We start from the raw sequence: 26,689 nt of genomic DNA, 5'->3' as shown, positions 1-26,689 counted from the left end.
CCGGAGGCGGCCTGGGCCGGGGGCGACCTCGACGTGCTGGCGCCGCGCTCGCTCATCCAGCTCGCCAACCACTTCAAGGGCACGCAGGTGATGGCGCGGCCGGTGCCCGCCATCGCCGCCCCCGGCCCGGCCCTGCCGGACCTCTCCGACATCAAGGGCCAGGAGGGCGCCAAGCGCGCCCTGGAGATCGCCGCGGCCGGCGGCCACAACCTGCTGATGAACGGCCCGCCGGGTGCCGGCAAGTCGATGCTGGCCGCACGCCTGCCCTCGATCCTGCCGCCGCTCACCCCGCGCGAGCTGCTCGCGGTGTCGATGATCCAGTCGGTGGCGGGCGAACTGAAGGAGGGCCGGCTGTCCGACCGGCGCCCGTTCCGCCAGCCGCACCATTCCGCCTCGATGGCGGCGCTCGTCGGCGGCGGCATCAACGCGCGGCCGGGCGAGGCCTCGCTCGCGCATGGCGGCGTGCTGTTCCTCGACGAACTGCCCGAGTTCACGCCGCAGGTGCTCGATTCGCTGCGCCAGCCGATGGAGACCGGCGAGATCATGATCGCGCGGGCCAACCACCGCATCACCTATCCGGCGCGCTTCCAACTGGTGGCCGCGATGAACCCGTGCCGCTGCGGCCAGGCGCTGGAGCCGGGCTATGCCTGCCGCCGCGGCCCCAACGAGCGCTGCATGGCGCAGTACGGCGCCCGCATCTCCGGCCCGCTGCTCGACCGCATCGACCTGCGCATCGAGGTCGCCGCGGTCACCGCCGCCGACCTGATCCTGCCGCCCCCGGCCGAGGGCTCGCGCGAGACCGCCGCCCGGGTCGCCGCCGCCCGCAACCTCCAGACCGCGCGCTTCGAGGCGAGCGGCCTGCCGGCCGGCACCACCAACGCCACCTGCCCGGCCACCCTGATCGAGGCCGTCGCCGCCCCCGATGCCGATGGCGCCGCCCTGATCCGCACGGCCGCCGAGAGCATGCGGCTCACCGCCCGCGGCTTCCACCGCACGCTGCGCGTCGCCCGGACCTTGGCCGACCTCGACGGCGAGGCGCAGGTGCGCCGCATCCACCTCGCCGAGGCGCTGTCCTATCGCGGCCGCGGGGAGAAGCCGGCCAGTGCTGCGTGACGCTCAACCGTCGAGCGCGGCATAGCGGCGAAAGATCCCCCGCTCGTCGAACGGCATCCGTCGGGGGCTCGCGAGGTAGGCCGCGATCCGCGGGCGATCCGCGACCGAGGCATGGAGCGCGGCCACGCGCGGATGGTCGGGGAGCAGGCCGGCCATCGCCTTGGGAAACGCGTAGCGCAGCCCGTCGATCAACTGGAACAGGGAGAGATCGGCGTAGCTCAAGCCGTCGCCGACGAGGCGGGCGCCGCCGTTGCGGGTCAGCACGTGCTCGAACCAGGCCAGGAATTCGGGGATTCGGTCGGCGCGGAAATGCGCGGCGCGGCGCGCGGCCTCCTGCTTCTGGTCCGCGTAGGCGAGGCCCGCGGCGATCGGATGGTGGGCGTCGTGGGCCTCGGCGACCATGTCGGCGATGGTGAGCTGGATCTGGTGCGTCCAGAGCCGATCGGCCTCGGCGACGAGGCCGAGGCGGGGCCCGAGATGGAGCAGGATCGCCGCCGTCTGCCCGACGATCACGTCGCCGTCGCGCAGGAAGGGCGGCGCGAAGGCCGGACGCGGGTTGTCGGGATCGTCGAGCAGGCGCATCAGCGCCGGCAGGCCGAGCCCATCCTCCTCCGGCGCGCGGGCGACGTCGCGGTAGGCGGCGCCGGCCTCTTCCAGCGCGAGGCGCACGAACTCGCCGCGCCCCTGGGGCGTCGGCCAGTCATACAGTTCGTAGGCCATCGCCCGCGACCGCCGGCCTTGGATCACTCGCCGGCGGCGTCCCCGGCGGCCTTGTCGGCCGGCGGCTCGGCGCTTGCGACGGTCTTGCGCTCCAGGAGCGGCTGCAGGCGCAGCGCGAGCTGTGCGTCGAGGTGGCGGGCGTAGGCGCCCTTGAAGTACCTGTCGCCGGTGCCGCGCCCGTGGAGCCTGTCATGCGCCGCGACCATGGCGTCGACCTCGGGGCGGCAGAGGAAGCCGATCACCCCGGCGGCCTGGAACCAGCGGCCGGCGCGGGCATGGGCCACGGCCCCCGGGTTGGCCATCACCGTCTCGGCGAAGCAGTCGGTGGCCGCCTGCTGCAACGGTGCGAGGATCGCGTCCGCGTCCGGCTTGGCGTGCTCCGGCTTGGCGTGCTCGCGCGCGGTGGCGGGAGAGAGGGCGACGAGGAGCGTGAGCGCACCGAGCAGCGGAGTCTTCATGGGGGGAGAAGCCTCGAACGGGTTCCGGACCGGGCCGAGTATTCCCCACGGACTTTGTCGGGAACAGGGCCGGAGGCTCGCGCTGCAACCGTCAATCTCGATCCCGCCGGCCTGTCGCTTCGGCGTCACAGGTAGCCCCGGCTGCGGCCTCAGCCTCGGCGCTCGGCGTTCCAGCGTCCGCTGCACGCCGGGCCGCTGCCGGTGCTCCACGTCCCGGTGCCGGTGCCTTGCCGCCCGAGCCGGCCGACGACGTTGGCGCTGGCCGAGCCGTTCGAGATCGTGGCGCGCACCGCCCCGTTCGCGGCGACGCGGCCGCTGACCGTGACGTCGCCGCCCGGGTAGCTCGCCTCGCCGCGCTGGACGCGCACGCCGTAGCGGTAGGCGCGGTCGCACACGCCCGCTTCGGTGATGACCTCGATGCTCCAGGCGCCGTCGTAGCGGTTGGGGACCTGGACCGCCTTCCGGGCGGCGTCCGCAGGCCCGACCCCTGCCACGGCGAGACTCAGGAACACGGCCGCGAAGCCGGCCTTCGCGGCTGCGCACGTCTGCTTGCATGTTCCTGTCGTCGCATCGTTTCTCTCCGCGAACCGCGGTCCACGTCGCGCAACGGTGCTTTGCGTCGATGCCCTCATCAGGTCCCGGTCCGGCAAGCGTGTCCGTGCCGGAAACTCGCGACGGCCGGATCGGTTGCCGGCGCCCCGCCTCAGGCGCGCGCGGCCCGTCGGAACGCGTCGTTCAGCAGGGCGAGGAGATCGCAGCCGGCATGGAGGAAACCGTGCAGGCCGGCATCCGTCAGGGCCTGCGCCAGGTCCGGGCCCGGCTTGCCGGCGAGGTAGATCGTGGCGGCGCCGGCCGCCTTGAGCGCGGCTGCGGCGGAGACCGCCCGCGCCGCGTAGACCGCGTCGGACGAGCACAGGCAGGCGAGCGCGGCGCCGGACGCCGCGAAGGCGGCTGCGAGACCCGCGTCGTCTGAGAAGCCGTCGTTGCCCGGCGCCTCGATGCCGCCGGCGGCGAACGCGTTGGCCGCGAAGGTCGCGCGCGCATTGAACGCCGCGACGGGGCCGAGGTTGGCCAGGAACACGCGCGGGCGCCGGCCGGTCTTGTCGAGGAAGCCGTCGGAGGCGTCGCGCAGGGCCTCGTAGGGCTCGGCGAGCCGCTGCGACGGCAGCGCGTCGCAGGCCACCGCCGCGCCCGCGCCGAAGCCCGCCGACGGCCTCGCCGCGACCGGCGCCACGTCGAGCACCGCCACCGGCTTCTCGGCCAGATGCGGGAACTCGGTGGCGCCGGTGAGCGGTGCGCGCCGGGTCGCGACGTCCCTCGCCCGGCCCTCGCGGGTCGCCTCGATGCGGCGCTGAAGCTTGCCCACGCTGAGCGAGGCGACGATGCCGCCCTCGCGCTCGATCGCCTGGAACGCGTCCCAGCCGGCCTCGGCGAGCTGCGCCGTCAGGCTCTCGAAGCCGCCGGCGCCCGCGGCCGGGTCGGCGACCCGGGCGAGGTTCGATTCCTCGATCAGCACGATCTGGCCGTTGCGCGCCACCCGCCGGGCGAAGGCGTCGGGCAGGCCGAGCGCCTGGGTGTAGGGCAGCACGGTCACCGCGTCGGCGCCGCCCAAGCCTGCCGCGGTCGCGGCCAGGGTGGCGCGCAGGATGTTCACGAACGGGTCGCGCCGGGTCATCATCCGCCACGCGGTCTCGGCGTGGAGCCGCAGCGGCTTCGGGTCGAGGCCGCAGGCCTGTTCGACCCTGGCCCAGAGCCGGCGCATCGCGCGGACCTTGGCGATGGTCAGGAACGCGTCGGCGTCGGCCACGAGCAGCACGCCGACCGCGTCGCGGGCCCGCGCCAAGTCGATGCCTTCGGCCTCCAGCGCCCGCAGGTAGGCGACGGCGGTGGCGAGCACTGCGCCGAGTTCGGCGGCCTCCCCGGCCCCGGCCTCGTGGTAGGGGCGCCCGTCGGCGAGCAGCATCCGCCCGGAAAAGCCCGCCGCGTCGTAGGTCTTCAGGGCCTGCCCGAGCCGCGGCGCGACCGCGCTCCACACCGCGCCGAGGCTGCCGGAGGCGGCCAGCGTCCCCACCGGGTCGATGCCGAGGTCGATGTCGCAGGCGGAGAGGTCGGCGCCGCGCCGTCTCGCGAGGTCGATCACGAGTTCGGCCGCCTCAAGGCCCCGCGCGCCGGCATCGAGGCGGAGCGCGATCAGCGGCAGCATCACGCCGGCGAGCGCCGTCTCCAGGGCGTCCACGGTGCCGGCGGTCAGGCCGTAGCCGCGGGCCGCGGGCGCGCCGGAGAACACCAGGGTCAGCGCGTCGGCGCCGCCTTCGAGGTCGGCCAGCGCCTGGGCGTTGGCGAGGGCCGCGTCGGGGTGGTCGACGCGCTGGCCGACGCGCCAGGGGCCGGGCGCCCGCACCGGCTGCGGCGCCGGCTCGGCCGGCTCGTAGAGCGGCTCGATGCGCAGGCCCTCGGCGCTCCGGGAGACGAGGCCCGTCTCGTAGTCGGCGCCCTTCAGCACGCCCGCGACGAGGCCGAGCCAGCGCGCGCGGGTCGCGGGCTCGAAGAGGTCGGCGAGCGGTCGGTCTTCCATCGCGGGTGCCCTTGCGGTGCGGCGGAAGCGGCCTCGCGCCGGTGCCCATCCGCCTGGCCTCGCACGGCCCCGCCGGCGAGGCAATCGGCCCTATGGTGCCTTGCGCCCTATCCGAAGACGATCAGGCCGGCAAAGCCCGCCGAGCCGACGAGGATGCGCCACCACGCAAACAGCCAGAAGCCGTGCTGCGCGACGTAGTCGAGCACCGTCCGCACCACGACCAGCGCCGAGACGAACGCCACGACGAAGCCGATGGCGATCAGCCCGATGTCGTCGCCGCCGAGGTACTTGTAGTTGTCGAGCAGGTCCTTGGCGAAGGCGCCGGCCATGGTCGGCATCGCGAGGTAGAACGAGAACTCGGTGGCCGAGCGCTTGTCGGCGCCCATCAGCATCGCGCCGACGATGGTGGCGCCCGAGCGCGACACGCCGGGGATCATCGCGAGGCACTGGAAGACGCCGATCTTGAAGTCCATCGGCAGGGTGAAGTCGTAGACGTCGGTCTTCCTCACCTCGAGGTCGGTGTCGTCGAGGACGAGGAGCACGAGGCCGCCGGCGACCAGCGTCGCGCAGACGATCCACGGGTTGAACAGGTAGAGCTTGATCATCTTCGAGAAGAGGCCGCCGACGATCGCGGCCGGCAGGAAGGCGGCGAGGATGCCGAGCACGAAGCGCCGCGCCTTGGGCTCGTTCGGCAGGGCGAGGGCGATGCCGAGCAGGCGGCGGACATACACCGCCAGGATCGCGAGGATCGCGCCGAGCTGGATCAGCACCTCGTAGGTGTTGTTGGGCGAGCGGAAGCCGATGAAGTGCCCGACCAGGAGCTGGTGCCCGGTCGAGGACACCGGAATGAACTCGGTCGCGCCCTCCACCAGGGCGAGCACGACCGCCTTCGCGATGCTTGTCGCATCCATCATCGCCCGCCTCGACCGTTCGCGTTGCGCCGGCCGCCGGCCGGCCTTGAGGATCGGATCGCCGCCCGCGGCGAGAACCCGCGCAGCGTTCGCCGATCACGGTGAACGGGCGGTTACCGCGCTCCGTGCGGCGTGTTAAGGGGGCGGCAACGGTCGCGCCATAACGATCGTCCCCTGCCCGGTCCCGCGGGATGTCCCGTGCGGCGCGGCCCGCCGGCAGCCCCACCCGTCCGACAACGGCCTCGATGGCGACGCTCTATCATTTCCCGTTCTGCGCCAATTCCCGCTTCATCCGCCTCGTCCTGGCCGAGATGGGCCTGGAGCCCGCCCTCGTGGAGGAGCGCCCCTGGGACCGGCGCGACGACTTCCTGCTGATCAACCCGGCCGGCACCACGCCGGTGCTGGTCGAGCAGGGCGGCCTCGTCGTGCCCGGCGCGGGCATCGTCGCCGAGTACCTCGACGAGACCCGCGGCCTCGGCCTCAGCGGCCGCCGCCTGATGCCCGACGACCCGGCCGCGCGCGTGGAGGTGCGCCGGCTGATGGAGTGGTTCCTGGTCAAGTTCGAGGCCGAGGTGACCGGCTACCTCGTGACCGAGAAGATCGCCAAGCGGTTCATGACCAGCGCCACCGGCGGCGGCCCGCCGGACATGAACGCGATCCGCGCCGGCCGCACCAACGTGCGCTACCACCTGAAATACATCGGCTACCTGATGGCGCGCCGGCGCTGGATCGCCGGCGACCACCTCACCTATGCCGATCTCGCCGCCGCGGCGCACCTGAGCTGCGTGGACTATCTCGGCGACGTGCCGTGGGAGGAGGACGAGACGGCGCGGGACTGGTACGCGCGGGTGAAGTCGCGCCCGTCCTTCCGCGCGCTGCTCGCCGACCGGGTGGCGGGCATGGCGCCGGCCGGCCATTACGCGGACCTGGATTTCTGAGCGAGCGCCGCACCTTCGCGGGCCGCGACCTGCGCCGCCTCGTCGAGGCCCGCGCCCGCCGCCTCGGCTTCTGCGACGTCCGCGTCACGCGGCCCGACGCCGTTCCGGAGCTGCCCGGCCGGCTTTCGGACTGGCTCGCGGACGGCGCCCACGGCACGATGGCCTGGATGGAGGACCGCGCCGACCGGCGCGCGAGCCCCGAGACCCTGTGGCCGGAGGTGCGCAGCATCGTCATGCTCGCGACCAATTACGCGCCGGAGACCGACCCGCTGACCCTGATCGGGCGGCGCGACCGCGGCGCGATCGCCGCCTACGCGCAGCGGCGCGACTATCACGACGTGGTGAAGGGCCGGCTGAAGGAACTCGGCGGCTACCTCTCGGCCAAGGGCAATGTCCGCGTAAAGGTGTTCTGCGACACCGCCCCCGTCATGGAGAAGCCGCTGGCCGAGGCCGCCGGGCTCGGCTGGCAGGGCAAGCACACGGTGCTGCTCTCGCGCGCCCACGGCAACTGGCTCCTGCTCGGGGCGATCTACACCTCCGCCGACCTCGAACCCGACGCGCCCGAGCCCGACCGGTGCGGCTCCTGCCGCGCCTGCCTCGACATCTGCCCGACCGGCGCCTTCCCCGCGCCCTACCGCCTGGATGCCCGGCGCTGCATCGCCTACCTGACGATCGAGCATGCCGGCCCGATCGCCCGCGAATTCCGCACGGCGATCGGCAACCGGGTGTTCGGCTGCGACGACTGCCTCGCCGTGTGCCCGTGGAACAAGTTCGCGCACGTCGCGCGCGAGGCGCGGATGGCGGCGCAGGACGCGTTCGCGGCGCCGCCGCTCGCGGAGCTCGCCGCCCTCGACGAGGCGGCCTTCCGCACGGCCTTCGCCGGCACGCCGGTGAAGCGCACCGGCCGCGACCGCTTCCTGCGCAACGTCCTCATCGCGGTCGGCAATTCCGGCGATCCGGCGCTCGCCCCCTCCGCCATGCGCAACCTCGCCGATCCCGCGGCGATCGTGCGCGGCATGGCGGTGTGGGCCTGCGGCGCGCTCCTCGGGCCTGCCGCCTGCCGCCCCCTTTACGAACGCCACGGGCTCGGCGAGACCGACCCGGACGTGGCCGCCGAGTGGCGCGCCGCGCTCGACCCGCCCGCGGAGACGAACCCATGACCCTCTTCGTGTTCGGCCTCGGCTTCTCGGCGCGCCGCTTCGCGCAGGCCGCGCGGGGCCGCTTCGAGACCATCCACGCCACCGTGACCGATGCGGACAAGGCCCGCGCGATCACGGCCGAGACCGGTTTTGCGATGCGCGCCTTCGGCCCGGACGCGGACGATCCGCGCATCCCGGCGGATCTCGCAGGCTCCGATGCGCTCCTGGTCTCGGTGCCGCCCGACCGCGACGGCGACCCGGTGCTGCGCCGGTTCCGGGCGGACATCGCCCGGAGCCGGATCGGCTGGATCGGCTACCTCTCGACCATCGGCGTCTACGGGGACCACGCCGGCGCCTGGATCGACGAGGCGACGCCAGCGACCCCGAAGAGCGCGCGCTCGCGGGAGCGCCTCGCGGTGGAGGATGCGTGGCTGGCGCTCGGGGCCGAGACCGGCAAGGCGGTGCAGGTGTTCCGCCTGTCGGGCATCTACGGGCCGGGGCGCAACCCGATCGCGAAGCTGCGCGACGGCCGCGCCCAGCGCATCGTCAAGGCCGGCCAGGTGTTCAACCGCATCCACATCGACGACATCGCCGCGACGCTGCTGGCCTCCCTCGACCGGCCGCGCAACGGCGCGGTCTACAACGTCACCGATGACGAGCCGGCCGCGCCCCAGACCGTCACGGAATACGCCGCGGCGCTCACCGGCCTGCCGCTGCCGCCGGAGGTCGATTTCGAGACCGCCGACCTCTCGCCGATGGCGCGCAGCTTCTACGGGGAGAACAAGCGCGTGCAGAACCGCCTGATCCGCGAGGAACTCGGGGTGACGCTCGCCTATCCGACCTATCGCGAGGGGCTGGACGCCCTGAAGGGCGAGGCGGCCGGCTGAAGCGCCGGCGGGTTCGGCCGCCGCGCCCGCCGGCACCGGCTGGCGGGTGGTAATACCCCATCTCGATGAGTCCGACTCATCGAGATGGGGCCCCGCGACTGCGGGGCGGCGGTCGTCCGCCGGACCTCATGGGTGATAACCCATGAGACTTGGCATGAGGACCGGGCGGATCAGGCCGCGAGTTCGCGCGCGACGCGGGACACCGCCTCGGCCGGCACGTCCAGCGCCTCGGCCAGCATCTTCAGGAACTGGCGCTCCTGCATGGTGTCGAGGTCGATCGCCAGCGCCGCCGCGGCGTAGATGCGCGCGGCGACCTCGGGATCGTCCACCGCGTCGGCGATCTCGTCGATCCCCGCGGGCTCGGCGAGTTCGCGCTCCAGCCACGCCCGGCCGTCGCGGTCGAGGCCGGCGGCGGCCATGGCCTCGTCGAGCCGACGGCGCTCGGCCGCGTCGACGAGGCCGTCGGCGACCGTCGCCGCCACCATCGCCCGCAGCATCAGCCGCGCCTCGTCCTCCGGCACGTCGGCGAAGGCGGGTCCCTCGGCCGAAGCCGGCACGGCGGCGGCCGGCCCGTCGGAGGCGGCGGGCGCTGTGCCGCGCAGGGCCCGGAAGGCGAGGCCGCCGATCAGCGCGAGCCCGCCGAGGGCTGCGGCGGCGGCGGGGCCCCGGCGCGCCCGCACCAGTGCGTCGACGATGTTTCTCGGGTCTGCCATGGCACCGGACTCCTTTGCACGTTCGCGGATCGGACCGGCAACGACGCGGGCGGCGCCAAAGTTCAGAGATGTTGTCCGTCGCAGGCGGCCGGTTGCCCGATCGCCGCGCTGCGGCGATAGAGGGCGCGATCCCCGGTCCCGCCGGATCGAGGGGCCATGCCGACAGGAGGGGCTATGCCGACACCTGCCCCGTCCCGCGCACCGCGCCGCCCCGAGCCGGACGCCGACCGCGCCGGGCGCATCGCTGCGGCGGCGGTGCTGGCGCTGCGGCTCGAGCGTGACACCTATCCGAAGCCCGGCCTCGTCAGCCACGTCGACAGCGGCAGCCATGCCGACATGGACGCCGCGACGTTCGAGGCGAGCACCGTCGCGATCGCGCCGTACTTCGCCGACCTCGCGGCGGCGGGTGCGCGGGACGCGCCGATGTCCGCGCTGCGGCGCATCGGCATCGCGGCCGAGGCGGCGATGCGCGACGCGACCGGCGGCGTGAACACCCATCGCGGCGCGATCTTCGGCCTCGGCCTGCTCTGCGCGGCCGCCGGCTCGTTCGCGGGCCAGCCCGTCGGGCCCGGCGCCCTCGGCGCCCGCGTCCGCCTGCGCTACGCCGCCGAGATCCGCGACGGCCCGGTGCTGCTGCACGCCGCCGGCGCGCGGGCCCGGCGCCGGCACGGGGTCGGCGGCGCGCCGCTGGAGGCGGCGTCGGGCTTCCCGAACCTCTACGCGGTCGGCCTGCCCGCCCTCCACCGCGGCCGGCGCCTGCGGCCCGGTGACCCCGAGGCGGCCCGCGTCGAGACGTGCCTTGCGCTGATCGCGACGCTGGAGGACACCAACCTGCTCCACCGCGGCGGGGCGGCCGGCTACGGCTTCGCGCGCGCGGCCGCGGCCGGGTTCATCGCGTCAGGCGGCGTCGGCCAGGACGGCTGGCGCGCGGCTGCGCGGGCGATCCACCACGCCTTCGTCGCGCGCAGGCTCAGCCCCGGCGGAGCCGCCGACCTGCTGGCGATGACGCTGTTCGTCGATGCCGTCGAGGCGCCGCGCGCGTGAGGCTGGCGATCCTCTGCTCCGGCCAGGGCGGCCAGCATCCGGGCATGTTCGCCCTCACCGCCGGCCGGCCGGCGGCGCAGGCCGTGTTCGCGGCCGCCCGGCCGCTGCTCGGCGCCGACCCGCGCGACCTCGTCCGGACCGGCGGCGCGGCGCTGCACGGGAACCGCACCGGGCAGATCCTGTGCTGCGTCGCGGCGCTGACCGCGTGGACGATCGTCGCCGAGGCGGCGCCGGCCCGCCCGATTGTCGCGGGCTACAGCATCGGCGACCTCGCCGCCTGGGGCTGCGCCGGGCGGTTCGCGCCGGAAACCGTGCTGGCGCTCGCCGCCGCCCGCGCCGAGGCGATGGACGCGGCCTCCGGCCCCGACCACGGGCTTGCCGGCATCCGCGGCCTGCCGCAGGCGCGGGTCGCGGCGATGGCGCAGGCGCACGGCTGCCACCTCGCGATCCGGAACGCCCGCGACAGCGTGGTGATCGGCGGTCCGCGGGCGGCGCTGGAGGCGGTCTGCGCCGGCGCGCTCGCGGCCGGGGCGCAACGAGCCGTGGTGCTGCCGGTGCGCACGCCCTCGCACACGCCGTTGCTTAAGGCGGCCTCGGCCCGCTTCCGCGAGACGCTCGACGCGGCCCCGATCGCGACGCCGCCGCGGTCCGGCCCGCGCCTCGTTTCCGGCCTCGACGGCGCGGCCGTGTTCGACGCGGCGACCGGCCGCGACAAGCTCGCCCGCCAGATCTCCGAGACGATCGACTGGGCCGCCTGCCTGGAGGCTTGCGCCGAGTACGGGGCGACGAGCGTGCTCGAACTCGGCCCCGGCCACGCGCTCGCCACCATGGCCAATGCGGCGCTTCCCGCGGCGCGCGTCCGCGCCCTTGAGGATTTCCGCTCCGCCGAGGGGGCGAGCGCATGGATCGCGCAAACCTGATCGCGCAAACCTGAACGGATGCCCCGGCCGGGCCGGGGCGTCCCGCAAGGCGCAGAATCAGGAATCGAGGGCGTCGGCCTCGTCGATGTCGAGGAGGAAGACGATGTCGGCCTCGTCCTCGTCCTCGCCCTCCGCGGTGGTCGCGTCGTCGGCCTGCGTGTGGCGGGCATCGTCCTCGAAGTCGCCCTCGCCGTCATCCTCGGCCAGCGCGTCCTCGAAGATCTCGATCTCCTCCTCGGAGGCCGCGCGGATCTTGAGTTCGGCGGTGCCGTCCCACAGGGGGCGGCCCTCGCTCGTCATCGTCCGGATGTCGTCCTTGAAGCCGTCGCAGGTGAAGAGGTCGCGCGCGGTCGCCTCGTCGCCGTTGATGACCGCCACCGCGGTGCCGTCGATCTCGAGCGTGAACATCGCTGACTTCCCTCTCGTCCCGTGTCGCGGACGGCCGGTCACCGGGCCGCCCCTGCCTGCGCCGCAGGACGGCGTGAGAACGTCCCGGCAGCGGTATCAAACCCGTCGCGCGGATGCTGTAGGGGGGAACGGCAGGCCCGCCAACCCCGAAAGTCCGCGCTTTCCGAGGGCCTGCGGTCCGCCACCTGCAAGGACGCGGCGGCGTGCGCCGCGCCCACCGGCCCTCGCGCGAGAAGGAACACCCCGGATGCGGATCAGGCTCGGTTGCGAGATGCGCTACGCCTTCCCCTATCCCGTGCCGATGGTGGTGATGCTCAACGTGCACCCCTCGCGCATCGCGGCGCTTGAAGGTGCGGACGCGATCGTCACCAGCCCCGCCGTGCCGGTGGAGACCTATCGCGACGGCTTCGGCAACCTCTGCGGCCGGCTGATCGCGCCGGCCGGCGCCTTCACGATCGGCACCGACGTGGTGATCGCCGACGACGGCGCCCCCGACCCCGCGGCGTGGGACGCGGAGCAGCGGGCCGTCGAGGACCTGCCGCCGGAGACCATCGTGTTCCTTCTGCCGAGCCGCTACTGCGAATCCGACCTGCTGGCGGACGAGGCGTGGCGGCTGTTCGGCCACACGCCGCCGGGCTGGGGCCGGGTGCAGGCGGTGTGCGACTTCGTCCACGCCCACCTCGCCTTCGGCTACGAATTCGCCCACCGCGACCGCACCGCCGTCGACGCCTATGCCGGCGGGCGCGGCGTCTGCCGCGACTTCACGCATCTGGCGGTGGCGTTCTGCCGGGCGCTGAACCTGCCGACGCGCTACTGCACCGGCTACGTCAGCTTCATCGGCGAGCCGGAGCCGCACCCGGCCGGCGACTTCGCCGCCTGGATGGAGGTCTATCTCGGCGGGCGCTGGCACGTGTTCGACCCGCGCAACAACGCGCCGCGGATCGGCCGGGTGATGGTGGCCTGCGGGCGCGACGCGGCCGACGTGCCGCTGACCCACACCTTCGGCCCGAACCCGCTCGTCGGTTTTCGCGTGTGGGCCGACGCGGTGGCCATCCTCGACGGCTCGGAGGCGACCGGGACCGTGCCGCCGGAGGAGCCGCTGCCGCCGCAGAGCATGGCGACGCGGATGGGATAGCGGCGCGGTTTGCGCGCCGCCACCCGTACCCGCCTACAGCGCCGGAAGCGCGGCGATGTCGCGCACCGGACCGGGGAGGCCGCCAATCCTGGCGATCATGGCGCCCTTCCCCGTCGCGAGGTCGACCGCGTAGAGGGTGTCGCCCGCCATCAGCCAGCCCTGGCTCTTGCCGGCCGGGTCGGTGGTGATGTCGAAGGCTGCCGCCTCGACCGGCATGCCGAGCGGGCCCACGGTGTTGAGGATGCCGTCGTTGGGCGGCGCCTGCCGCAGCACCGATCCGGACGCGTCGATGTCGTAGAGCGTCGTCTCCTTGGCGCCCTTGACCGGGTTGGTGTAGGCGCCGGCCAGCACCTTGGCGGTGCCGCCCTTCATCGCATCCGCCTCGGCGAACTTCAGGGCGCCGTCCCTGGTCACCTTGCCGTCGTCGACGTTGGCGCGCAGGTTCGTGCCGTCCGAGCCGATGACGCGCATCCGGTCGGCGACCGGGTTGAAGTCCACGGTCGCCGTCGCGCCGGCCGGCGGCATGGTGTCGAGCTTCGACTTCGTCGTCGCCTTGCCCGACGCGGTGTCGAGGGTCAGCACGGTGCCGTCGGCGGCGAGCGCGTAGAGCAGGCCGTCGCTCGGGCGCACGTCGATGCCGAGCAGCCGGCCGGGCGCACCCGTCACCTGCACGGTCCTGGCCACCTTCTTCGCGCCGACGTCGACGAAGGCGAGGGTGTCGTCGCCTATGAGCGCGGCGACGGTCTGCGCCTGCGCCGCGCCTGCGAAGGCCGCCGAGGCCAGGAGCGCGGCGGCGAGAACGGTCCGAGGCATGGTCCGAGGCATGGTCATGGGTGTCTCCAGCATCCGCCGGTCCAGGCCGGCGGCGCGGGTACCCGCCCGCCGTCCCCGTGGATGCAGGCAGCCCCAAATAATCTTCCCGCGGCTGCATCCGCGCGCGGACCGCCGGTGTAGGTTCGGCATGGATCGGAACAGGGCGCGGGACGCGTGCACGGGGCATCTCAGGCGACGGCCGGGACGGCGGCCACGGTCGAGGAAGCCTTGCGCCGCTGCGCCGGCGGCGACCGCGCGGCCCTGCGCGCGCTCTACGAGGCCGAGGCGCCGCGGATGCTCGGCGTCGCGCTGCGCATGCTGCGCCGGCGCACGCTCGCCGAGGACGCGGTGCAGGACGCCTTCGTGCTGGTCTGGCGCCATGCGGGACGCTTCGACCCCGCGCGCGGCCCCGGCCGCGCCTTCGTCTACGCGATCCTGCGCAACCGCGCCCTCAACATCCTGCGGGGCGAGGCGCGGATGGACTTCACCGACGCCGTCGACGAGGCGCGCCCGAGCGAGGACGCCGGCCCCGAGGCGGCGGTGGCGCTGCTCTCCGAGGCCGGGGCGCTCCGCCGCTGCCTGGAGCAGCTCGAGCCCCTGCGCCGCCGGGCCATCGTGCTCGCCTACGCCCACGGCCTCAGCCACGGCGAGCTCGCCGGCTCGCTGGGCGTGCCGCTCGGCACGGTGAAGTCGTGGCTGCGCCGCTCGCTCCTCGCGCTGAAGGCGTGCCTGTCGTGAGCGCGGCGGAGCACGACGCCCTGGCCTGCGAGTACGTCCTCGGACTCTTGGACGGAGCGGACGCGGAGCGCGCCGAGGGCCTGGCGGCGGCCGACGCGGGCTTTGCCGCGCGGGTGGCGGCCTGGCGCGACCGCTTCGCCGAGTTCGACGCGACTGCGCCGGCGCAACCCACGGGCGCCGCCCTGTGGCGACGCATCGAGGCGGGCCTCGACGCCGATCCCGCCGTGGCGCAACCCGCCTCCGCGGGCTTCTCCGTCCGGCTGGCACGGCTGTGGCACAGCCTCGGCTTCTGGCGCGGAGCGGGCCTGGCCGCCGGGGCGGCGAGCCTGGCGCTCGCCGCAGCCCTCGCCGCCGTCCTCGCGATGCGGGCGCCCGCACCGCTCTTCGTGGCCGTGCTGCTCACCGACGACAACCGCGCGGCCGCCCTGGTCAACGCCTACGCCGACGGCCGCGGCGACCTCGTCCCGATAGCCCCGCTCGACGTGCCCGCCGGCCGGGTCCTGCAGGTGTGGACGCTCTGGGACCGGGCGCGCGGCCCGGTCTCGATCGGGCTCGCCCCGGCGCCGCACCGCCTCGCGCTCGGCCTCGATCGCCTGCCGCGCACGATCCCGAACCAGCTCTTCGAGATCACCCTCGAACCCGAGGGCGGCTCGCCGACCGGGCGGCCGAGCGGTCCGATCCTCATGAAGGGCCTCGCCGCCCGCGCCCTGTGACGCCGCCTCACACCCCGCCGCCGCCCCGCGCGATGGCGCGCCGGACCACGCCCTGCACCTCCGGGTTCGAGAGGAACAGGTCGTGGTTGATCAGGCCGCCGCCGTAATCGGAGGCGTCGGCGACGCGCACGCCCAGGGCTTCCAGGCGCTCGCGGTCGGCGGCGCCCGCGCGCACGACGCCGCCGGCGATGGCGCCCGACAGTTCCAGCGCGCGGTCGTTGGTCGAGGAGATCACGGTGATCCTGCCCACGTCGGTGCCGAGGCGCGCGACGCTCGTCGTGAACAGGTCGATGTCGATGTCGGGCGCGGCGAGCACCACCGCGCCGATGCGCGCCATCGCCGCCTCGCCGGCCTCGGCGCGCAGCATCCGCAGGGTCTCCAGCGTCAGCAGCGTGCCCATGGAGTGGGCGACGATGTTGATCCTGCCCGCGCTCGCGGTCGAGGCCAGCGCCCGGAGCAGGTCCTCGAAGGCGTCGCGCGACCACAGCGCGCTCTCGCGGTCGTAGCCGTAATCGAAGGTCGCGGCGGCCGAGGGCCACGTGAACAGGCCGGACACCCCGCGGAAGCGGATGCCGTCCGACAGCCGGGCGGCGCTGACGGCGGCGGATTCGAACGACTCGCGGTAGCCGTGCACGTAGATCAGCACGTCGCGCCCAAGCGCCGCGTCGGCGAAGGCGCCGGCCGCGCCCGCGCCGGTCTCGACCTTCGGCACCGCGCCGACGGTCCAGTCGCCGGTGACGACCGCCGAGACCTTGCCGAGCAGCGACCGGTCGGGCGGCGACAGCCGCACCTCGGCAAAGCTCAGGGCCCGGCCGCGCTCGGCATTGAAGTAGGGGGGCTTGGGTGGGCTGCCGACGGCCTTCCGGGTGGTCGCGACCAGCAGCACCGGCGACACGTCGAGGGCCGATTGCCGCTCCGGCAGCGCCGCGGTGCCGGTGGCGAGCCCGTCCGCGACGCAGGCCCCGAGCGACGGCGCCAGCACGGCCGCGCCCCCGAAGGCACCGAGACGGACGAAGGCGCGGCGGGTCGGGGGCTGGCGCAGCATGATACTCGGGTCCGTCCGGCGTGAGCGGGCGGGCAAGCCTCCGCCCGGAGGCGCCAGCCTTTGGCGCAGGATCGTGACCGTGGCAGGGCGTCGGCGCGGCCGGTGCGCCGTGGGGCGCGGGCGTCGGCCGGGCCGTCGCGCCCTGGGCACGGGTGGCCGAGGGTTGCCGTTCCAGGGTCGGGAGGCGTAGCCTCGTACCGAAGGACATGCCGACCCAGGGACATGCCGATGGACATTGATGAACTTCGGATCGACCTGCCGAAGGATCTCGCGCTGCTGGTCCGTCGCGAGGTTCAAGACGGCACCTATGCCTCCGATATCGACATGATCCGCCAGGCCCTGCACCTCCTTCAGGAGCGGCGACGAAGCCTGGACACGGTCCGAAAAAAGATCGTCGAGGCGGCCGAGGACTCCGTGGACATCACGGCAACCGACATGCGCGCGCATTTCGAGCGCCGCTTCGCCGAACTGGAGCCCGGCGGCACCCCGTGAACAGGGTTCTTGTCTACGCGCGGCTCGCGCGGGTGGATCTCGATGCGATCTTCGACTTCATCGCCGCCGACAGCTAGGCGCGCGCGATCATCTATGTCCGTGAGATGGAGGCGGCCTGCGAGGGCCTCTGCGCCATGCCGCTGATGGGCGTCGAGGCGATCATGTCGGGGCGCTGAGGGCGTCGAGGACCGACCGCTCGGGATCGCATCCCCTCGACGAACGCCCCCTCCCCCGGCATGAAGGGCCGATGACGCCCGCTTTCCTCGACATCGACGCGCTCCGCGTCCGGCTGCTGGCCGGCGACCGTGCGGCGCTCGCCCGGGCGATCACGCTCGCCGAATCGAAGCGGGCCGACCACCGGGCGCTCGCCCGCGACCTGATCGATGCGGTGCTGCCGCGGACCGGGCGCGCGATCCGCGTCGGCATCACCGGCGTGCCCGGCGTCGGCAAGTCCACGACGATCGACGCGCTCGGCGCCAACCTCACCGCGGCCGGCCACAAGGTGGCGGTGCTGGCCGTCGACCCGTCCTCGACCCGCACCGGCGGCTCGATCCTCGGCGACAAGACCCGGATGGCGCGGCTGGCGCTGGACCCGAACGCCTTCATCCGCCCCTCCCCCTCCTCGGGGACGCTCGGCGGCGTCGCCGCCAAGACCCGCGAGACCATGCTGCTGTGCGAGGCGGCGGGCTTCGACGTGATCCTCGTGGAGACGGTGGGCGTCGGCCAGTCCGAGACGGCGGTGGCCGATCTCACCGACTTCTTCCTCGTGCTGATGCTGCCGGGCGCCGGCGACGAGTTGCAGGGCCTCAAGAAGGGTATCCTGGAACGCGCCGACATGATCGCGGTCAACAAGGCCGACGCGGGCGAGGCCGAGCGGCGGGCCGACGCCGCGGCCTCCGAGTACCGCGCGGCGCTCCACATCCTTACGCCGGCCTCGAGCACCTGGACGCCGCCGGTGGTGACGATCTCCGGCTTCCACAACCTGCGCCTCGATGCGATGTGGGACCGGATCGTCGAGCACCGCGCCAAGCTCACGGCCGCCGGCGAGATCGCGAAGAAGCGGCGCGAGCAGGACGTGACGTGGATGTGGGCGATGGTCCACGAACGCCTGCACCAGCGCCTCGTCGCCACGCCGGAGGTGCGCCAGCAGACGGCGGAGGCGGAAGCCCGCGTCGCCCGCGGCGAAGCCTCGCCCGCGGCCGGGGCCGCGTCCATCGCCGAGACGATCGGGCTGTGAACGCGCCGCCCGGCCTGCTGATCACCGGCTTCGGCCCGTTCCCCGGCATGCCGCGCAACCCGAGCGCGGCGCTCGCCCGGCGGCTCGGAGGCTCGGTGCGGCTTCGGCTGGCGCTCGGCCGTTGCCTGCGGGTCCGGGTGCTGGACACGACCTATGCGGCGATCGAGACGCAGCTCGCGCCGGCGCTCGCGGAGCGGCCCGCGGCGGTGCTGATGCTCGGCGTCGCGTCGCGGGCCGAGCGCATCCGCGTCGAGGCGCGCGCCTGTAACCGCGCGAGCCGGTTCCACCCCGACGCGTCCGGCCGCCCGTCCGCGCGGCTCGCCCTCGATCCGCACGGCCCGGCCGCGCGCCGCAGCCGCGTCGCCGGCCGGGCCCTGGCGATCCTGCGCCGCCACGGGCTCGCGGCCGGCCCGTCGCGGGACGCCGGGCGCTACCTGTGCAACGCGAGCTACTTCCGCGCGCTGGCGGAGCCGTGCCCGGTGCTGTTCGTCCACATCCCGCCGGTGTCGCGGACGAAACGGCCGCGGGACGGCGCGCGTCCCGCGCGCGGGCACCCGGACCCCGCAGCCCAAGCCCTGGCGCTGGTGGAGGTGACGTTGTTCCTCCGCGCGCAGGGACGATCCGTGTCCCGCGCAGCGGCGGGGACGGGCTGAACCGAAATGCAGCGGGTTCTCGCCCATCCCAGAGCGCCTGTCTCAACCGGACCGATGCTAGAGCATTTCCCATGATCTTTGGATCACAGAAAGTGCTCTAAGTCTCTGTGTGGTCGCATTTTCCTCACGCGAGCCGGTATCCACCGTGCCGGAAAATGCTCCAGCCTGCTCAGATGCGCGACCGCAGCCACGCAGCGATGGCCGGCGCCTCCATTGCGCCGGCGCCGATCGCCATCCAGGTGGTGAACACGTCAGGGCCGGGCGCCAGGCGCCTGCGATTCAGCAACAGGAAGGTCGTCGTCACGGCGAGCGACGTGCGCTTGTTGCCGTCCACGAACCCATGGTTCCGAGCGATCGCGAAGGCGTAGGCCGCGGCAAGGTCCGCGATGTCGGGCGGCGGATCGCCATAGGCTTCCAGGTTCTTCGGGGCCCCCAGGGCGGAGTCGAGAGCGTACTCGTCCCGGATCCCTTCGAGGCCCCCGTGTTCGGCCAGTTGCTCGTCGTGGATGGCCAGCACGACGCGTTTCTCGACCCAGATCATTCGATCCGGCCTATTTCGCAAGCTCCCGAAGCGTGTCGCGGTGCTCCTTCATGGCGGCTCGGGCGACTTCCATCTGCGCTGCGAAATCAGGGCTGTACGGCGTGATCCTGTAGCCGTCGGGCGACTCGGTCAGGTAGAGCGTGTCGCCCTTCCCGACCCTCATCTTCGCCTGCGCCTCCTTGGGAAGGACGAAGCCGAGCGAGTTTCCGATCTGCGTGAGCTTGAGCGCCAGCACCGCGACCTCCTTCAAAGGATGTATGAACGGGAGTTCTAACGTAACCGCGGACGGCGGGTTTCGCAAGGCTGAAACCCGGAAGGCGGGCACGCTCGCCAAGCCGTCCGTGAGCAGCTTGGGACCGCTTGGCGCCGCGTCCAGGCCCTCCGTACGGGCGGTTCTGCGAACGGGACGCTGCCGCGGGAAACCGCCTTCCACCCCTTGCAGACGAAGAGGCGAAGCGATCCGGCGGCCCACCGTGTCCGCGGCAGCGCGCCGTTCAAGCAGAACCACAGGCGGTCGCCGGCACGGCCCTCAACCCAGATCCTGCAAATGCCGGGCGGCGATCACCGAGGCGGCGGTGCGGTTCTCGACGCCGAGCTTGGCGTAGATGCCCTCCAGGTGCTTCGTCACCGTGCGCGGGCTGAGCCCCAGGATCTCGCCGATGTCGCGGCTGGATTTTCCGCGCGAGAGCCACAGCAGCACCTCCGCCTCGCGGCCGGTGACGCGCAGGCGGTCGCGCAGGCGCTCCAGGCCCGCGGCGGTGTCGTCGCGCGAGAGCCGCAGCAGGATCTCGTCGCCGGTCCGGCCGATGAAGCTGAGCATGTGGGCGCGGCCCTCGCGGTCGCGCAGGGCCAGGGGCGCTCCGGTGCCGCCGGCCAGCGCCTCGCGCAGCCATGCCCTGCCGCTCGCCGGCAGGGCGAGGTCGCCGCCGGGATCGGGCGCGAGGTCGGCGAGCAGCCGCGCGGCCTGGGGCGTGCACCACGCCACCGCCCCGGCCGCGTCCACGGCAAACAGCGTACGGCCGGCGGTGTCCAGCGCCGCCCGCGCGCTCTGGGCGGCGCGTGCGCCCGCCAGGTGCACGCGGATGCGGGCCAGGATCTCGTCCGGCGCGATCGGCTTCGTCACGTAGTCGACGCCGCCGGCGCCCAGCCCCTTCACGATGTGCTCGGTCTCGGTGAGCCCGGTCATGAAGATCACCGGCACATGGGCGACGTGCGCCTTCGCCTTGAGCCGGCGGCAGGTCTCGAAGCCGTCCATGCCCGGCATCATCGCGTCGAGCAGGATCACGTCGGGGGTGATCTCGTCGACGAGCGCCAGCGCGAGGTCGCCGGCCACCGCGACGAGGACGGTGGCGCCGGACGCCTCGATCGCCGCGGTGAGGAAGCTCAGGGTGTCGGGGGAATCGTCGACCACGAGGACAACGTCGCGATGCGGCTCAGGCATCGGAGGCGAGCCCTTCGGGGGCGACGGCCGCCGCGGCGGGCTCCGCGGCGGCCTCGGAGGGATCGCGCGCGAGGTCCTCGAGCACGCGCAGGTAGCGCCGCATGTCGTAGGCCGCCACGAGCCCGCGCATCTGCCGCACGAAGGCGGCGGGCACGCGCGCATCCCCCTCCATCTCGGAGAGCCTGGCCTCGATGCCGCGGATATGGCCGATCCGCCCGAGCCGGAGCAGGGCGTCGAGATGCTCGCGCGACGGCACGGTGCGCGCCGTCTCGGACGGAACCGGTGGCGGGGCCGCCGGCTCCGCCTCGCCCGACCATTCGAGGCCGAGGAGCGCGGTCACGCGTTCGAGGAAGTCGCGCAGGTCGAAGGGTTTTGCGATGATCGCGTCGTGGGGGGCGTCGTCGCCGCGGATCGGGCTGATCTCGTGCACGTTGGCCGACATCATCGCGATCCGGCCGGCAAAGCCCGCCTCGCGCAGGCGCTTGGCGACCGCCCAGCCGGAGAGGCCCGGCATCGCGATGTCGAGGAGCAGGAGGTCGGGCTTCTCCGCCGACGCCGCGGCGAGGCACGCGGGCCCGTCGGCCGCCTCCAGCACCGCGAGGCCTTCCGGCTCCAAGATCTCGCGCATCAGGGCGCGGTGGCCGGCATCGTCGTCGGCGACCAGCACCGTGCGGCGGGCGCCCGCATAGGCGCGCGCCGGCATCGCCGGGGGCAGCGCGACCGGCGCCGGGCGCGAGACCGAGGCCAGCATCACCCGGAAGCGGAACGTCGTGCCGCAGCCGACCGCGCTCGTCACGGAGATTTCGCCGCCCATCACCTGCGCCAGCAGGTTGGCGATGGTGAGCCCGAGGCCGGTGCCCGGCGCGCTCGCCGCCGCGGGCGTCGAGCCGCGCTCGAACGGCTCGAAGATGCGCTCGATGTCGGCGTCGGGAATGCCGGGGCCGGTGTCGCGGATGGTGAACACCGCGACCTGGCTGCGGTAGCTCAGATCGAGCGCGACGTGGCCGCGTTCGGTGAACTTGATCGCGTTCGACAGGAGGTTGAGCAGCACCTGCCGCAGGCGCTTCTCGTCGGTGGCGACGACCGCGGGCAGGATCTCGGGCCGGGTGAAGCGGAAGTCGAGGCCGGCTCCCTGCGCCTGGAGCCGCACCATGTCGACGATCTGGTCGAGCACGTCAGCGAAGCGGATCTCGTCGCGGTGGATCTGGAGGCGGCCGGCCTCCATCCGCGAGATGTCGAGCAGCCCGTCGATCAGCCCCGAGAGGTGCTGGGCGCTGCGGCGGATCACCCGGATGCCGTTCTGGCGCGCCGGCGGGATCGCGGGGTCGCCTTCGAGCAACTGCGCGTAGCCGAGCACGGCGCTCAGCGGCGTGCGCAGCTCGTGGCTGATGCCGACGACGTAGCGGCTTTTTGCGAGGTTGGCGGCTTCCGCCGTCTCCTTGGCCGCCTGGAGCTTGGCGTCGGTGATCTCGTGCGCCGCGATCTCGGCCTCGTAGAGCGCGGTCTGGCGCCGGGTCTCGGCCTGGGCCACGCGGCGGCTCTCCTGGGCCAGCACGAACAGCCACGCGACCACGCCGAGGATCACCACGAGGATGAAGAACACGCTGGTGAGCGCCGCCCGCAGCGCCGCGCGGTGCTCCGGGTGCTCCAGCGTCGCGCCGGCATGGACGATGCCGAGGATCAGGCCGACCACGGCCACCAGCGTCAGCATCAGGGCGAGGTAGCGCCCGAGCGGCGCGCCGATCCAGGCGGCGGTGCGCGCCGGCACGATCCGCCCGAGCACGCCCTGCGCCTGCGCCTCCAGCCGCCCGTGCGGCTTGCACAGGTCGCCGCAGCGGGCGTCGAGCGAGCAGCACAGCGAGCAGATCGGCCCGTCATAGGCCGGGCAATGGGCCATGTCCTCGCCCTCGAAGGGCAGTTCGCAGACCCGGCAGGCGATCTCGGACGTCCCCCAATCGGTCTTCGGGGCGCGGGCGAGGTAGTAGCGCCCGCCCGTGCCCCAGGCGATCAGCGGCGCCGCGCCGAAGGCAACGGCGAGCGCCAGCAGCGGCGCGAACGGCTGGAGCGATACCCCGAGCAGTCCGGCATGGGCGAGGCAGCCGGCGAGCATCGCCAGCACCATCGCGCCCGTCCCGACCGGGTTGACCGCGTAGAGATGCGCGCGCTTGAACTCGATGCCCGGCGGCGACAGCCCGAGCGGCTTGTTGACCGCGAGGTCCGAGGCCAGCGCCCCGACCCAGGCCGAGACGACGACGGCGTAGAGCGGCAGCGTGCTGGCGATGGTCTTGTCGATGCCGAGTTCCATCAGCAGCAGCGCGATCGCGACGTTGAACACCAGCCACACCACCCGCCCCGGATGGCTGTGCGTCAGCCGCGAGAAGAAGTTCGACCACGCGATCGAGCCGGCATAGGCGTTGGTGAGGTTGATCTTGAGCTGCGACACCACGACGAAGACGGCCATCAGCAGCAGCGCGCCCTGGTGCGAGGGCGTGACGTAGCCGAACGCCACCGCATACATCCGCGTCGGCTCGGCGGCGTTGTCCGGGTCGACGCCGTGGCGGAGCGCCAGCACCGCGAGGAACGCGCCGAGCAGGATCTTGAGCATCCCCGGCACGATCCAGCCGGCCCCGGCCGCCAGCACCGCCGCCCACCAGCGCCGGTCGCCCCGGCCCTTCGGCTCGGGCACGAAGCGCAGGAAGTCGACCTGCTCGCCGACCTGCGCCAGCAGCGCCAGCAGCACGCCGGCGGCGAGCCCGAAGCGGGCCGCGTCCAACCCCGTGGCGGCGCCCGGCGCGAGCCCCGGAAACGCGAGCAGCGGACCGAGCGGCGCGTCGCCCGCCCAGGCGATGCCGGCCAGCGGCAGCAGGTTCAGGCCGATCCAGAGCGGCTGCGTCCAGATCTGGAAGCGGCTGATCAGGCGGATGCCGTAGACGACGAGCGGGATCACCACCGCGGCGCAGACGAGGTAGCCGATCCACAGCGGCAGGCCGAAGCAGAGCTGCAGCGCCAGCGCCATGATCGCGGCTTCGATCGCGAAGAACAGGAACGTGAAGCTCGCGTAGATCAGCGAGGTCACGGTCGAGCCGAGATAGCCGAAGCCGGCGCCGCGGGTGAGCAGGTCCATGTCGACGCCGTAGCGGGCGGCGTAGATCGTGATCGGCGCGGCGGTGGCGAAGATCAGCACGCCGACCACGAGCACGGCGGCCAGCGTGTTCGAGAAGCCGGTGGCCAGCACCAGCGTGCCGCCGATCGCCTCCAGCGCCAGGAACGAGAGCGAGCCGAGCGCCGTCTGCGCCACCTGGAAGGCCGACCAGCGCCGCGCCTTCTTGGCGGTGAAGCGCAGCGCGTAATCCTCCAGCGTCTCGTCGGCGACGAGGCGGTTGTAGTCCCGCCGGATCGGGATGATGTGCTGGCGCCCGCTCATCGCGTGGTGGTCGGTCCCGAAACGTCCGCGGACGGCGCGGCCCGCGGATCGTGGCGCTCCGATAGGCTGGATCGGCGCGGGAAAGGCAAACTTCGTGCGCGCCGCAGATGCGCGCGGCGCGGCGCGGGCAGCATTGAATTCGCACGTCCGCGAAGGCATATCGCCCACGCATTCCGGAGCGGAGCGATGGCTGTGAGCGAGACGGTGGAGCGGCACGAATTCGGTGCCGAGGTCGGGCGGCTGTTGGACCTCGTGGTCCACGCCCTCTATTCCGATCGCGAGATCTTCCTGCGCGAACTCGTCGCCAACGCAGCCGACGCGATGGACCGGCGCCGCTTCGAGGCGCTGACCTCGGCGGCCAGCGCGCTGCCGGCCGACGCCAAGGTGCGGATCGTGCCCGACAAGGCGGCGCGCACGCTCACCGTGTCGGATGCCGGCATCGGCATGAGCAAGGCGGATCTCGCCGAAAACCTCGGCACGATCGCGCGCTCCGGCACGCGGGCCTTCTCGCAATCGCTGCCGGACGCCAAGCCGCAGGAGGGCAAAGACGGCGGGGATGACGCGCGGCCGAGCCTGATCGGCCAGTTCGGCGTCGGCTTCTACTCCGCCTTCATGGTCGCCGACCGCGTCGCCGTCACCTCGCGCCGCGCGGGCACGGACGAGGCCTGGACCTGGGCCTCGGAGGGCCAGGGCAGCTACACCCTGGAGCCGGCCACGCGCGAGGAGCCCGGCACCACCATCGTGCTTCACCTCAAGGCGGATGCCGACGAGTACCTGGAGAGCTACCGGCTCGACCACTTGGTACGCAAATGGGCCGACTTCATCACCGTGCCGATCGCGATCGTCGAGGACGGCAAGGAGGAGGCGGCCAACCAGGGCACGGCGCTGTGGCGAAAAGCCAAATCCGAGATCACGCCGGAACAGTACGAGGACTTCTACCGCTCGGTCGGGATGAACTTCGACAAGCCGTGGGCGACGCTGCACTGGCGCGCGGAGGGCGCGCTCGAATTCTCGGCGCTGCTGTTCGTGCCCGGCATGAAGCCGTTCCAGGCGGTCGAAGGCGAGCGCGACAGCAAGGTGCGCCTGCACGTGCGGCGCATGTTCATCACCGACGACGCGAAGCTGCTGCCGTCGTGGCTGCGCTTCGTCCAAGGGGTGGTCGACACCGAGGACCTGCCCCTCAACGTCTCCCGCGAGATGCTGCAGGCGACGCCGGCGCTGGCCAAGATCCGCCGCGCGGTCACCGGCCGCGTGCTCTCGGAGCTGACCACGCGGGCCAAGGATACGGAATCCTACCGGGCGTTCTGGGAGAATTTCGGCCCGGTGGTGAAGGAGGGCATCTACGAGGACCACGAGCGCCGCGCCGAGATCGCGCCGCTGCTGCGCTTCCGCTCCTCGGCCGTCGAGGGCTGGACAGGGCTTTCCGACTACGTCGGGCGGATGAAGGACGGCCAGGAGGCGATCTACTACCTCGTGGCCGACGACGCCGACGCGCTCAAGCGCTCGCCGCAACTCGAAGGCTTTCGCGCCCGCGGGCTGGAGGTGCTGCTGCTGTCCGACCACGTCGACGCGTTCTGGCCTGAGCAGTTGGCGCGCTTCGCCGAGAAGCCGCTGCGCTCGGTGACGCAGGGCGCCCTCGACCTCTCGAAGTTCGCGGGCGCTGCGGAAGCGGGGGAGGCGCCGGCCGGGATCGAGGGTCTGGTGGAGAAGATCAAGGCGGCGCTCGCCGACGAGGTCTCCGACGTGCGCGTCACGGACCGGCTGGTCGACAGCGCGGTGGTGCTCGCCGCGGGCGGCAGCGGCCCCGACCTCCAGATGCAGCGCCTGCTGCGCCGTGCCGGCCGCGCGGCCGGGGGCGGCCGGCCGATCCTGGAGATCAACCCGCGCCACGCGCTGATCCGCGCGCTGGCCGAGGGCCCGGAGGAGGCCGTCGCCTCAGCCGCCGGCACGCTCCTCGACCTCGCGCGCATCCAGGACGGCGACAGCCCGCGCGACCCGGTCGCCTTCGCCCAGGTGGTCGCGGCGGCGCTGGCGGGCAAAGCCGCCTGAGCCGGGCATGGGGGCGCAAGACTGCGCTCCACCGTGCCGATCCCGTGGGGCCGTGCGGCCAGCCGCCCTTCGTCGCGGCGACCCCGGCCGTTCGACCCCGGTCGAGACCGGCGCCCCATCCGTGCGGCGCGGAGGGCATGATCCTCGACCATCGCGGTGGGTACCCGTCCCGGCGCCGTCGAGGACCGGGTGCGTGACCGGCTCGACCGATCGTGCTCAGCCACAAATCACGCGCTCCCGTCGGGGCCGTCGCAGGGCGATCGCTTGAAGCCGCTGTTGCGGACTCTGGGCGCGAAGAGCGCCCCGCGGAGCGGGCTTTTCAGGACGCCAGGTCCTGAAAAGCGTCGCGCGACGCGAAAGCCCAAGCCCGCGGAGGCGGGCGCCGGCGATCGAGGCCGAGGACAAAGCAGAGCCATCGCTTTCAAGCGATCGCCCTGGGGCCGTCGCGATCCGGCTTGTGATCCGCCGGCGCTTCATGCTAGGCACCGCCGGTCTCGACGAGGCGCCTCGCGGAGAGGTGGCAGAGCGGTTGAATGCACCGCACTCGAAATGCGGCATGCCTGCAAGGGCATCGGGGGTTCG

General features: G+C 73.4%; 26 protein-coding genes. 13 read left to right on the top strand and 13 right to left on the bottom strand.

Features of this window, described 5'->3' with window-relative positions:
- Positions 1-1,113, top strand: a 1,113-nt coding sequence (locus ACFE86_RS09565) for a YifB family Mg chelatase-like AAA ATPase (RefSeq protein ID WP_375455098.1), incomplete at its 5' end; no start/stop codon positions are given.
- Positions 1,114-1,116: 3 nt separating this feature from the next.
- Here the strand turns inward: ACFE86_RS09565 and ACFE86_RS09560 are convergent.
- The 5 genes from ACFE86_RS09560 to ACFE86_RS09540 form a co-directional block, all read right to left on the bottom strand.
- The gene (locus ACFE86_RS09560; protein ID WP_375455097.1) at positions 1,117-1,833 is read right to left on the bottom strand and encodes a glutathione S-transferase; all 717 of its coding nucleotides are present in this window, start codon (positions 1,831-1,833) and stop codon (positions 1,117-1,119) included.
- Between the two features lie 23 nt (positions 1,834-1,856).
- Positions 1,857-2,291, bottom strand: a complete 435-nt coding sequence (locus ACFE86_RS09555) for a hypothetical protein (RefSeq protein ID WP_375455096.1) — start codon at positions 2,289-2,291, stop codon at positions 1,857-1,859.
- Positions 2,292-2,440: 149 nt separating this feature from the next.
- A complete protein-coding gene (locus tag ACFE86_RS09550; RefSeq protein ID WP_375455095.1) occupies positions 2,441-2,803 on the bottom strand; it encodes a hypothetical protein in 363 nt (120 codons plus the stop codon).
- Positions 2,804-2,994: 191 nt separating this feature from the next.
- Entirely contained in the window at positions 2,995-4,866 is a 1,872-nt protein-coding gene (locus ACFE86_RS09545; RefSeq protein ID WP_375455094.1) for a methylmalonyl-CoA mutase subunit beta, read from the bottom strand.
- A 107-nt stretch (positions 4,867-4,973) separates the two neighbouring features.
- Positions 4,974-5,777: an undecaprenyl-diphosphate phosphatase gene (locus ACFE86_RS09540; RefSeq protein WP_375455093.1), complete on the bottom strand. Its 804-nt coding sequence runs from the start codon at positions 5,775-5,777 to the stop codon at positions 4,974-4,976.
- A 245-nt stretch (positions 5,778-6,022) separates the two neighbouring features.
- On the opposite strand from ACFE86_RS09540, the gene ACFE86_RS09535 reads away from it, so the two are divergent.
- From ACFE86_RS09535 to ACFE86_RS09525, 3 genes are read left to right on the top strand one after another with little or no spacing between them, the layout of a single operon-like run.
- A complete protein-coding gene (locus ACFE86_RS09535; RefSeq protein WP_375455092.1) occupies positions 6,023-6,715 on the top strand; it encodes a glutathione S-transferase family protein in 693 nt (230 codons plus the stop codon).
- 29 nt (positions 6,716-6,744) lie between these two features.
- Positions 6,745-7,875: a tRNA epoxyqueuosine(34) reductase QueG gene (gene queG / locus ACFE86_RS09530; RefSeq protein WP_375455100.1), complete on the top strand. Its 1,131-nt coding sequence runs from the start codon at positions 6,745-6,747 to the stop codon at positions 7,873-7,875.
- On the top strand, positions 7,872-8,741 hold the full coding sequence (locus ACFE86_RS09525) for an SDR family oxidoreductase (RefSeq protein WP_375455091.1): 870 nt from the start codon (positions 7,872-7,874) through the stop codon (positions 8,739-8,741). The genes queG and ACFE86_RS09525 overlap by 4 nt, the downstream gene beginning before the upstream one ends.
- A 170-nt stretch (positions 8,742-8,911) precedes the next feature.
- Here ACFE86_RS09525 and ACFE86_RS09520 read toward each other — a convergent pair whose 3' ends face one another.
- Positions 8,912-9,454, bottom strand: coding sequence for a DUF533 domain-containing protein (locus ACFE86_RS09520; RefSeq protein WP_375455090.1), 543 nt, complete (start codon positions 9,452-9,454; stop codon positions 8,912-8,914).
- 174 nt (positions 9,455-9,628) lie between these two features.
- Here ACFE86_RS09520 and mdcB point away from each other — a divergent pair, with 174 nt between their 5' ends.
- Both mdcB and ACFE86_RS09510 read left to right on the top strand, forming a co-directional pair.
- On the top strand, positions 9,629-10,498 hold the full coding sequence (mdcB, locus tag ACFE86_RS09515) for a triphosphoribosyl-dephospho-CoA synthase MdcB (protein WP_375455089.1): 870 nt from the start codon (positions 9,629-9,631) through the stop codon (positions 10,496-10,498).
- Complete coding sequence (locus tag ACFE86_RS09510; protein WP_375455088.1) at positions 10,495-11,418, top strand: acyltransferase domain-containing protein; 924 nt, start codon at positions 10,495-10,497, stop codon at positions 11,416-11,418. The genes mdcB and ACFE86_RS09510 overlap by 4 nt, the downstream gene beginning before the upstream one ends.
- Positions 11,419-11,475: 57 nt before the next feature.
- Here ACFE86_RS09510 and ACFE86_RS09505 read toward each other — a convergent pair whose 3' ends face one another.
- Positions 11,476-11,826, bottom strand: coding sequence for a hypothetical protein (locus tag ACFE86_RS09505; RefSeq protein ID WP_375455087.1), 351 nt, complete (start codon positions 11,824-11,826; stop codon positions 11,476-11,478).
- A 247-nt stretch (positions 11,827-12,073) separates the two neighbouring features.
- On the opposite strand from ACFE86_RS09505, the gene ACFE86_RS09500 reads away from it, so the two are divergent.
- Positions 12,074-12,961, top strand: coding sequence for a transglutaminase family protein (locus tag ACFE86_RS09500; RefSeq protein WP_375455086.1), 888 nt, complete (start codon positions 12,074-12,076; stop codon positions 12,959-12,961).
- 33 nt (positions 12,962-12,994) lie between these two features.
- On the opposite strand, the gene ACFE86_RS09495 is transcribed toward ACFE86_RS09500, so the two are convergent.
- Positions 12,995-13,792 (bottom strand): DUF4394 domain-containing protein, encoded by a 798-nt coding sequence (locus tag ACFE86_RS09495; RefSeq protein ID WP_375455085.1) that lies wholly within the window; start codon positions 13,790-13,792, stop codon positions 12,995-12,997.
- Between the two features lie 156 nt (positions 13,793-13,948).
- Here ACFE86_RS09495 and ACFE86_RS09490 point away from each other — a divergent pair, with 156 nt between their 5' ends.
- Together ACFE86_RS09490 and ACFE86_RS09485 are read left to right on the top strand one after the other, a co-directional pair.
- Positions 13,949-14,512, top strand: coding sequence for a sigma-70 family RNA polymerase sigma factor (locus ACFE86_RS09490; protein ID WP_375455084.1), 564 nt, complete (start codon positions 13,949-13,951; stop codon positions 14,510-14,512).
- On the top strand, positions 14,509-15,225 hold the full coding sequence (locus ACFE86_RS09485; RefSeq protein WP_375455083.1) for an anti-sigma factor domain-containing protein: 717 nt from the start codon (positions 14,509-14,511) through the stop codon (positions 15,223-15,225). Before ACFE86_RS09490 ends, ACFE86_RS09485 begins: the two co-directional genes overlap by 4 nt.
- Before the next feature lie 7 nt (positions 15,226-15,232).
- Here ACFE86_RS09485 and ACFE86_RS09480 read toward each other — a convergent pair whose 3' ends face one another.
- Complete coding sequence (locus ACFE86_RS09480; RefSeq protein WP_375455082.1) at positions 15,233-16,270, bottom strand: alpha/beta hydrolase; 1,038 nt, start codon at positions 16,268-16,270, stop codon at positions 15,233-15,235.
- A gap of 222 nt (positions 16,271-16,492) precedes the next feature.
- Here ACFE86_RS09480 and ACFE86_RS09475 point away from each other — a divergent pair, with 222 nt between their 5' ends.
- The 3 genes from ACFE86_RS09475 (at position 16,493) to ACFE86_RS09465 (ending at position 18,652) form a co-directional block, all read left to right on the top strand.
- On the top strand, positions 16,493-16,762 hold the full coding sequence (locus ACFE86_RS09475) for a type II toxin-antitoxin system ParD family antitoxin (protein WP_375455081.1): 270 nt from the start codon (positions 16,493-16,495) through the stop codon (positions 16,760-16,762).
- Between the two features lie 247 nt (positions 16,763-17,009).
- Positions 17,010-17,999 carry a methylmalonyl Co-A mutase-associated GTPase MeaB gene (gene meaB / locus ACFE86_RS09470; RefSeq protein ID WP_375455080.1) on the top strand — a complete coding sequence of 330 codons (990 nt, stop codon included), beginning with the start codon at positions 17,010-17,012 and terminating at the stop codon, positions 17,997-17,999.
- Complete coding sequence (locus ACFE86_RS09465) at positions 17,996-18,652, top strand: peptidase C15 (RefSeq protein WP_375455079.1); 657 nt, start codon at positions 17,996-17,998, stop codon at positions 18,650-18,652. Before meaB ends, ACFE86_RS09465 begins: the two co-directional genes overlap by 4 nt.
- A 169-nt stretch (positions 18,653-18,821) precedes the next feature.
- Here ACFE86_RS09465 and ACFE86_RS09460 read toward each other — a convergent pair whose 3' ends face one another.
- The 4 genes from ACFE86_RS09460 to ACFE86_RS09445 all read right to left on the bottom strand — a co-directional run bounded on the left by ACFE86_RS09460 (position 18,822) and on the right by ACFE86_RS09445 (position 24,058).
- Positions 18,822-19,193: a type II toxin-antitoxin system death-on-curing family toxin gene (locus ACFE86_RS09460; RefSeq protein ID WP_375455078.1), complete on the bottom strand. Its 372-nt coding sequence runs from the start codon at positions 19,191-19,193 to the stop codon at positions 18,822-18,824.
- 10 nt (positions 19,194-19,203) lie between these two features.
- Entirely contained in the window at positions 19,204-19,428 is a 225-nt protein-coding gene (locus ACFE86_RS09455; protein WP_375455077.1) for an AbrB/MazE/SpoVT family DNA-binding domain-containing protein, read from the bottom strand.
- 294 nt (positions 19,429-19,722) lie between these two features.
- A complete protein-coding gene (locus ACFE86_RS09450) occupies positions 19,723-20,634 on the bottom strand; it encodes a response regulator (protein ID WP_375455076.1) in 912 nt (303 codons plus the stop codon).
- Positions 20,627-24,058 carry an ATP-binding protein gene (locus ACFE86_RS09445; protein ID WP_375455075.1) on the bottom strand — a complete coding sequence of 1,144 codons (3,432 nt, stop codon included), beginning with the start codon at positions 24,056-24,058 and terminating at the stop codon, positions 20,627-20,629. The genes ACFE86_RS09450 and ACFE86_RS09445 overlap by 8 nt, the downstream gene beginning before the upstream one ends.
- A gap of 192 nt (positions 24,059-24,250) precedes the next feature.
- Between ACFE86_RS09445 and htpG the strand changes: the two genes are divergently transcribed.
- On the top strand, positions 24,251-26,107 hold the full coding sequence (gene htpG / locus ACFE86_RS09440) for a molecular chaperone HtpG (RefSeq protein WP_375455099.1): 1,857 nt from the start codon (positions 24,251-24,253) through the stop codon (positions 26,105-26,107).
- The last annotated feature ends 582 nt before the right edge of the window (positions 26,108-26,689 follow it).

It is taken from the genome of uncultured Methylobacterium sp. (assembly GCF_964244095.1).
Lineage (GTDB): Bacteria > Pseudomonadota > Alphaproteobacteria > Rhizobiales > Beijerinckiaceae > Methylobacterium.
This window is presented reverse-complemented; position numbering and strand designations above follow the sequence as displayed.

Excerpts from the sequence above, each read along its gene's own strand:
- meaB (WP_375455080.1), top strand. The coding sequence starts at position 17,010 with ATGACGCCCGCTTTCCTCGACATCGACGCGCTCCGCGTCCGGCTGCTG.
- ACFE86_RS09445 (WP_375455075.1), bottom strand. The coding sequence starts at position 24,058 with ATGAGCGGGCGCCAGCACATCATCCCGATCCGGCGGGACTACAACCGC.
- ACFE86_RS09560 (WP_375455097.1), bottom strand. The coding sequence starts at position 1,833 with ATGGCCTACGAACTGTATGACTGGCCGACGCCCCAGGGGCGCGGCGAG.
- ACFE86_RS09495 (WP_375455085.1), bottom strand. The coding sequence starts at position 13,792 with ATGACCATGCCTCGGACCATGCCTCGGACCGTTCTCGCCGCCGCGCTC.
- mdcB (WP_375455089.1), top strand. The coding sequence starts at position 9,629 with ATGCCGACACCTGCCCCGTCCCGCGCACCGCGCCGCCCCGAGCCGGAC.
- ACFE86_RS09540 (WP_375455093.1), bottom strand. The coding sequence starts at position 5,777 with ATGGATGCGACAAGCATCGCGAAGGCGGTCGTGCTCGCCCTGGTGGAG.
- ACFE86_RS09475 (WP_375455081.1), top strand. The coding sequence starts at position 16,493 with ATGCCGATGGACATTGATGAACTTCGGATCGACCTGCCGAAGGATCTC.
- ACFE86_RS09480 (WP_375455082.1), bottom strand. The coding sequence starts at position 16,270 with ATGCTGCGCCAGCCCCCGACCCGCCGCGCCTTCGTCCGTCTCGGTGCC.
- ACFE86_RS09555 (WP_375455096.1), bottom strand. The coding sequence starts at position 2,291 with ATGAAGACTCCGCTGCTCGGTGCGCTCACGCTCCTCGTCGCCCTCTCT.
- ACFE86_RS09535 (WP_375455092.1), top strand. The coding sequence starts at position 6,023 with ATGGCGACGCTCTATCATTTCCCGTTCTGCGCCAATTCCCGCTTCATC.
- ACFE86_RS09450 (WP_375455076.1), bottom strand. The coding sequence starts at position 20,634 with ATGCCTGAGCCGCATCGCGACGTTGTCCTCGTGGTCGACGATTCCCCC.
- ACFE86_RS09505 (WP_375455087.1), bottom strand. The coding sequence starts at position 11,826 with ATGTTCACGCTCGAGATCGACGGCACCGCGGTGGCGGTCATCAACGGC.
- ACFE86_RS09545 (WP_375455094.1), bottom strand. The coding sequence starts at position 4,866 with ATGGAAGACCGACCGCTCGCCGACCTCTTCGAGCCCGCGACCCGCGCG.
- ACFE86_RS09520 (WP_375455090.1), bottom strand. The coding sequence starts at position 9,454 with ATGGCAGACCCGAGAAACATCGTCGACGCACTGGTGCGGGCGCGCCGG.
- ACFE86_RS09460 (WP_375455078.1), bottom strand. The coding sequence starts at position 19,193 with ATGATCTGGGTCGAGAAACGCGTCGTGCTGGCCATCCACGACGAGCAA.
- ACFE86_RS09500 (WP_375455086.1), top strand. The coding sequence starts at position 12,074 with ATGCGGATCAGGCTCGGTTGCGAGATGCGCTACGCCTTCCCCTATCCC.
- ACFE86_RS09525 (WP_375455091.1), top strand. The coding sequence starts at position 7,872 with ATGACCCTCTTCGTGTTCGGCCTCGGCTTCTCGGCGCGCCGCTTCGCG.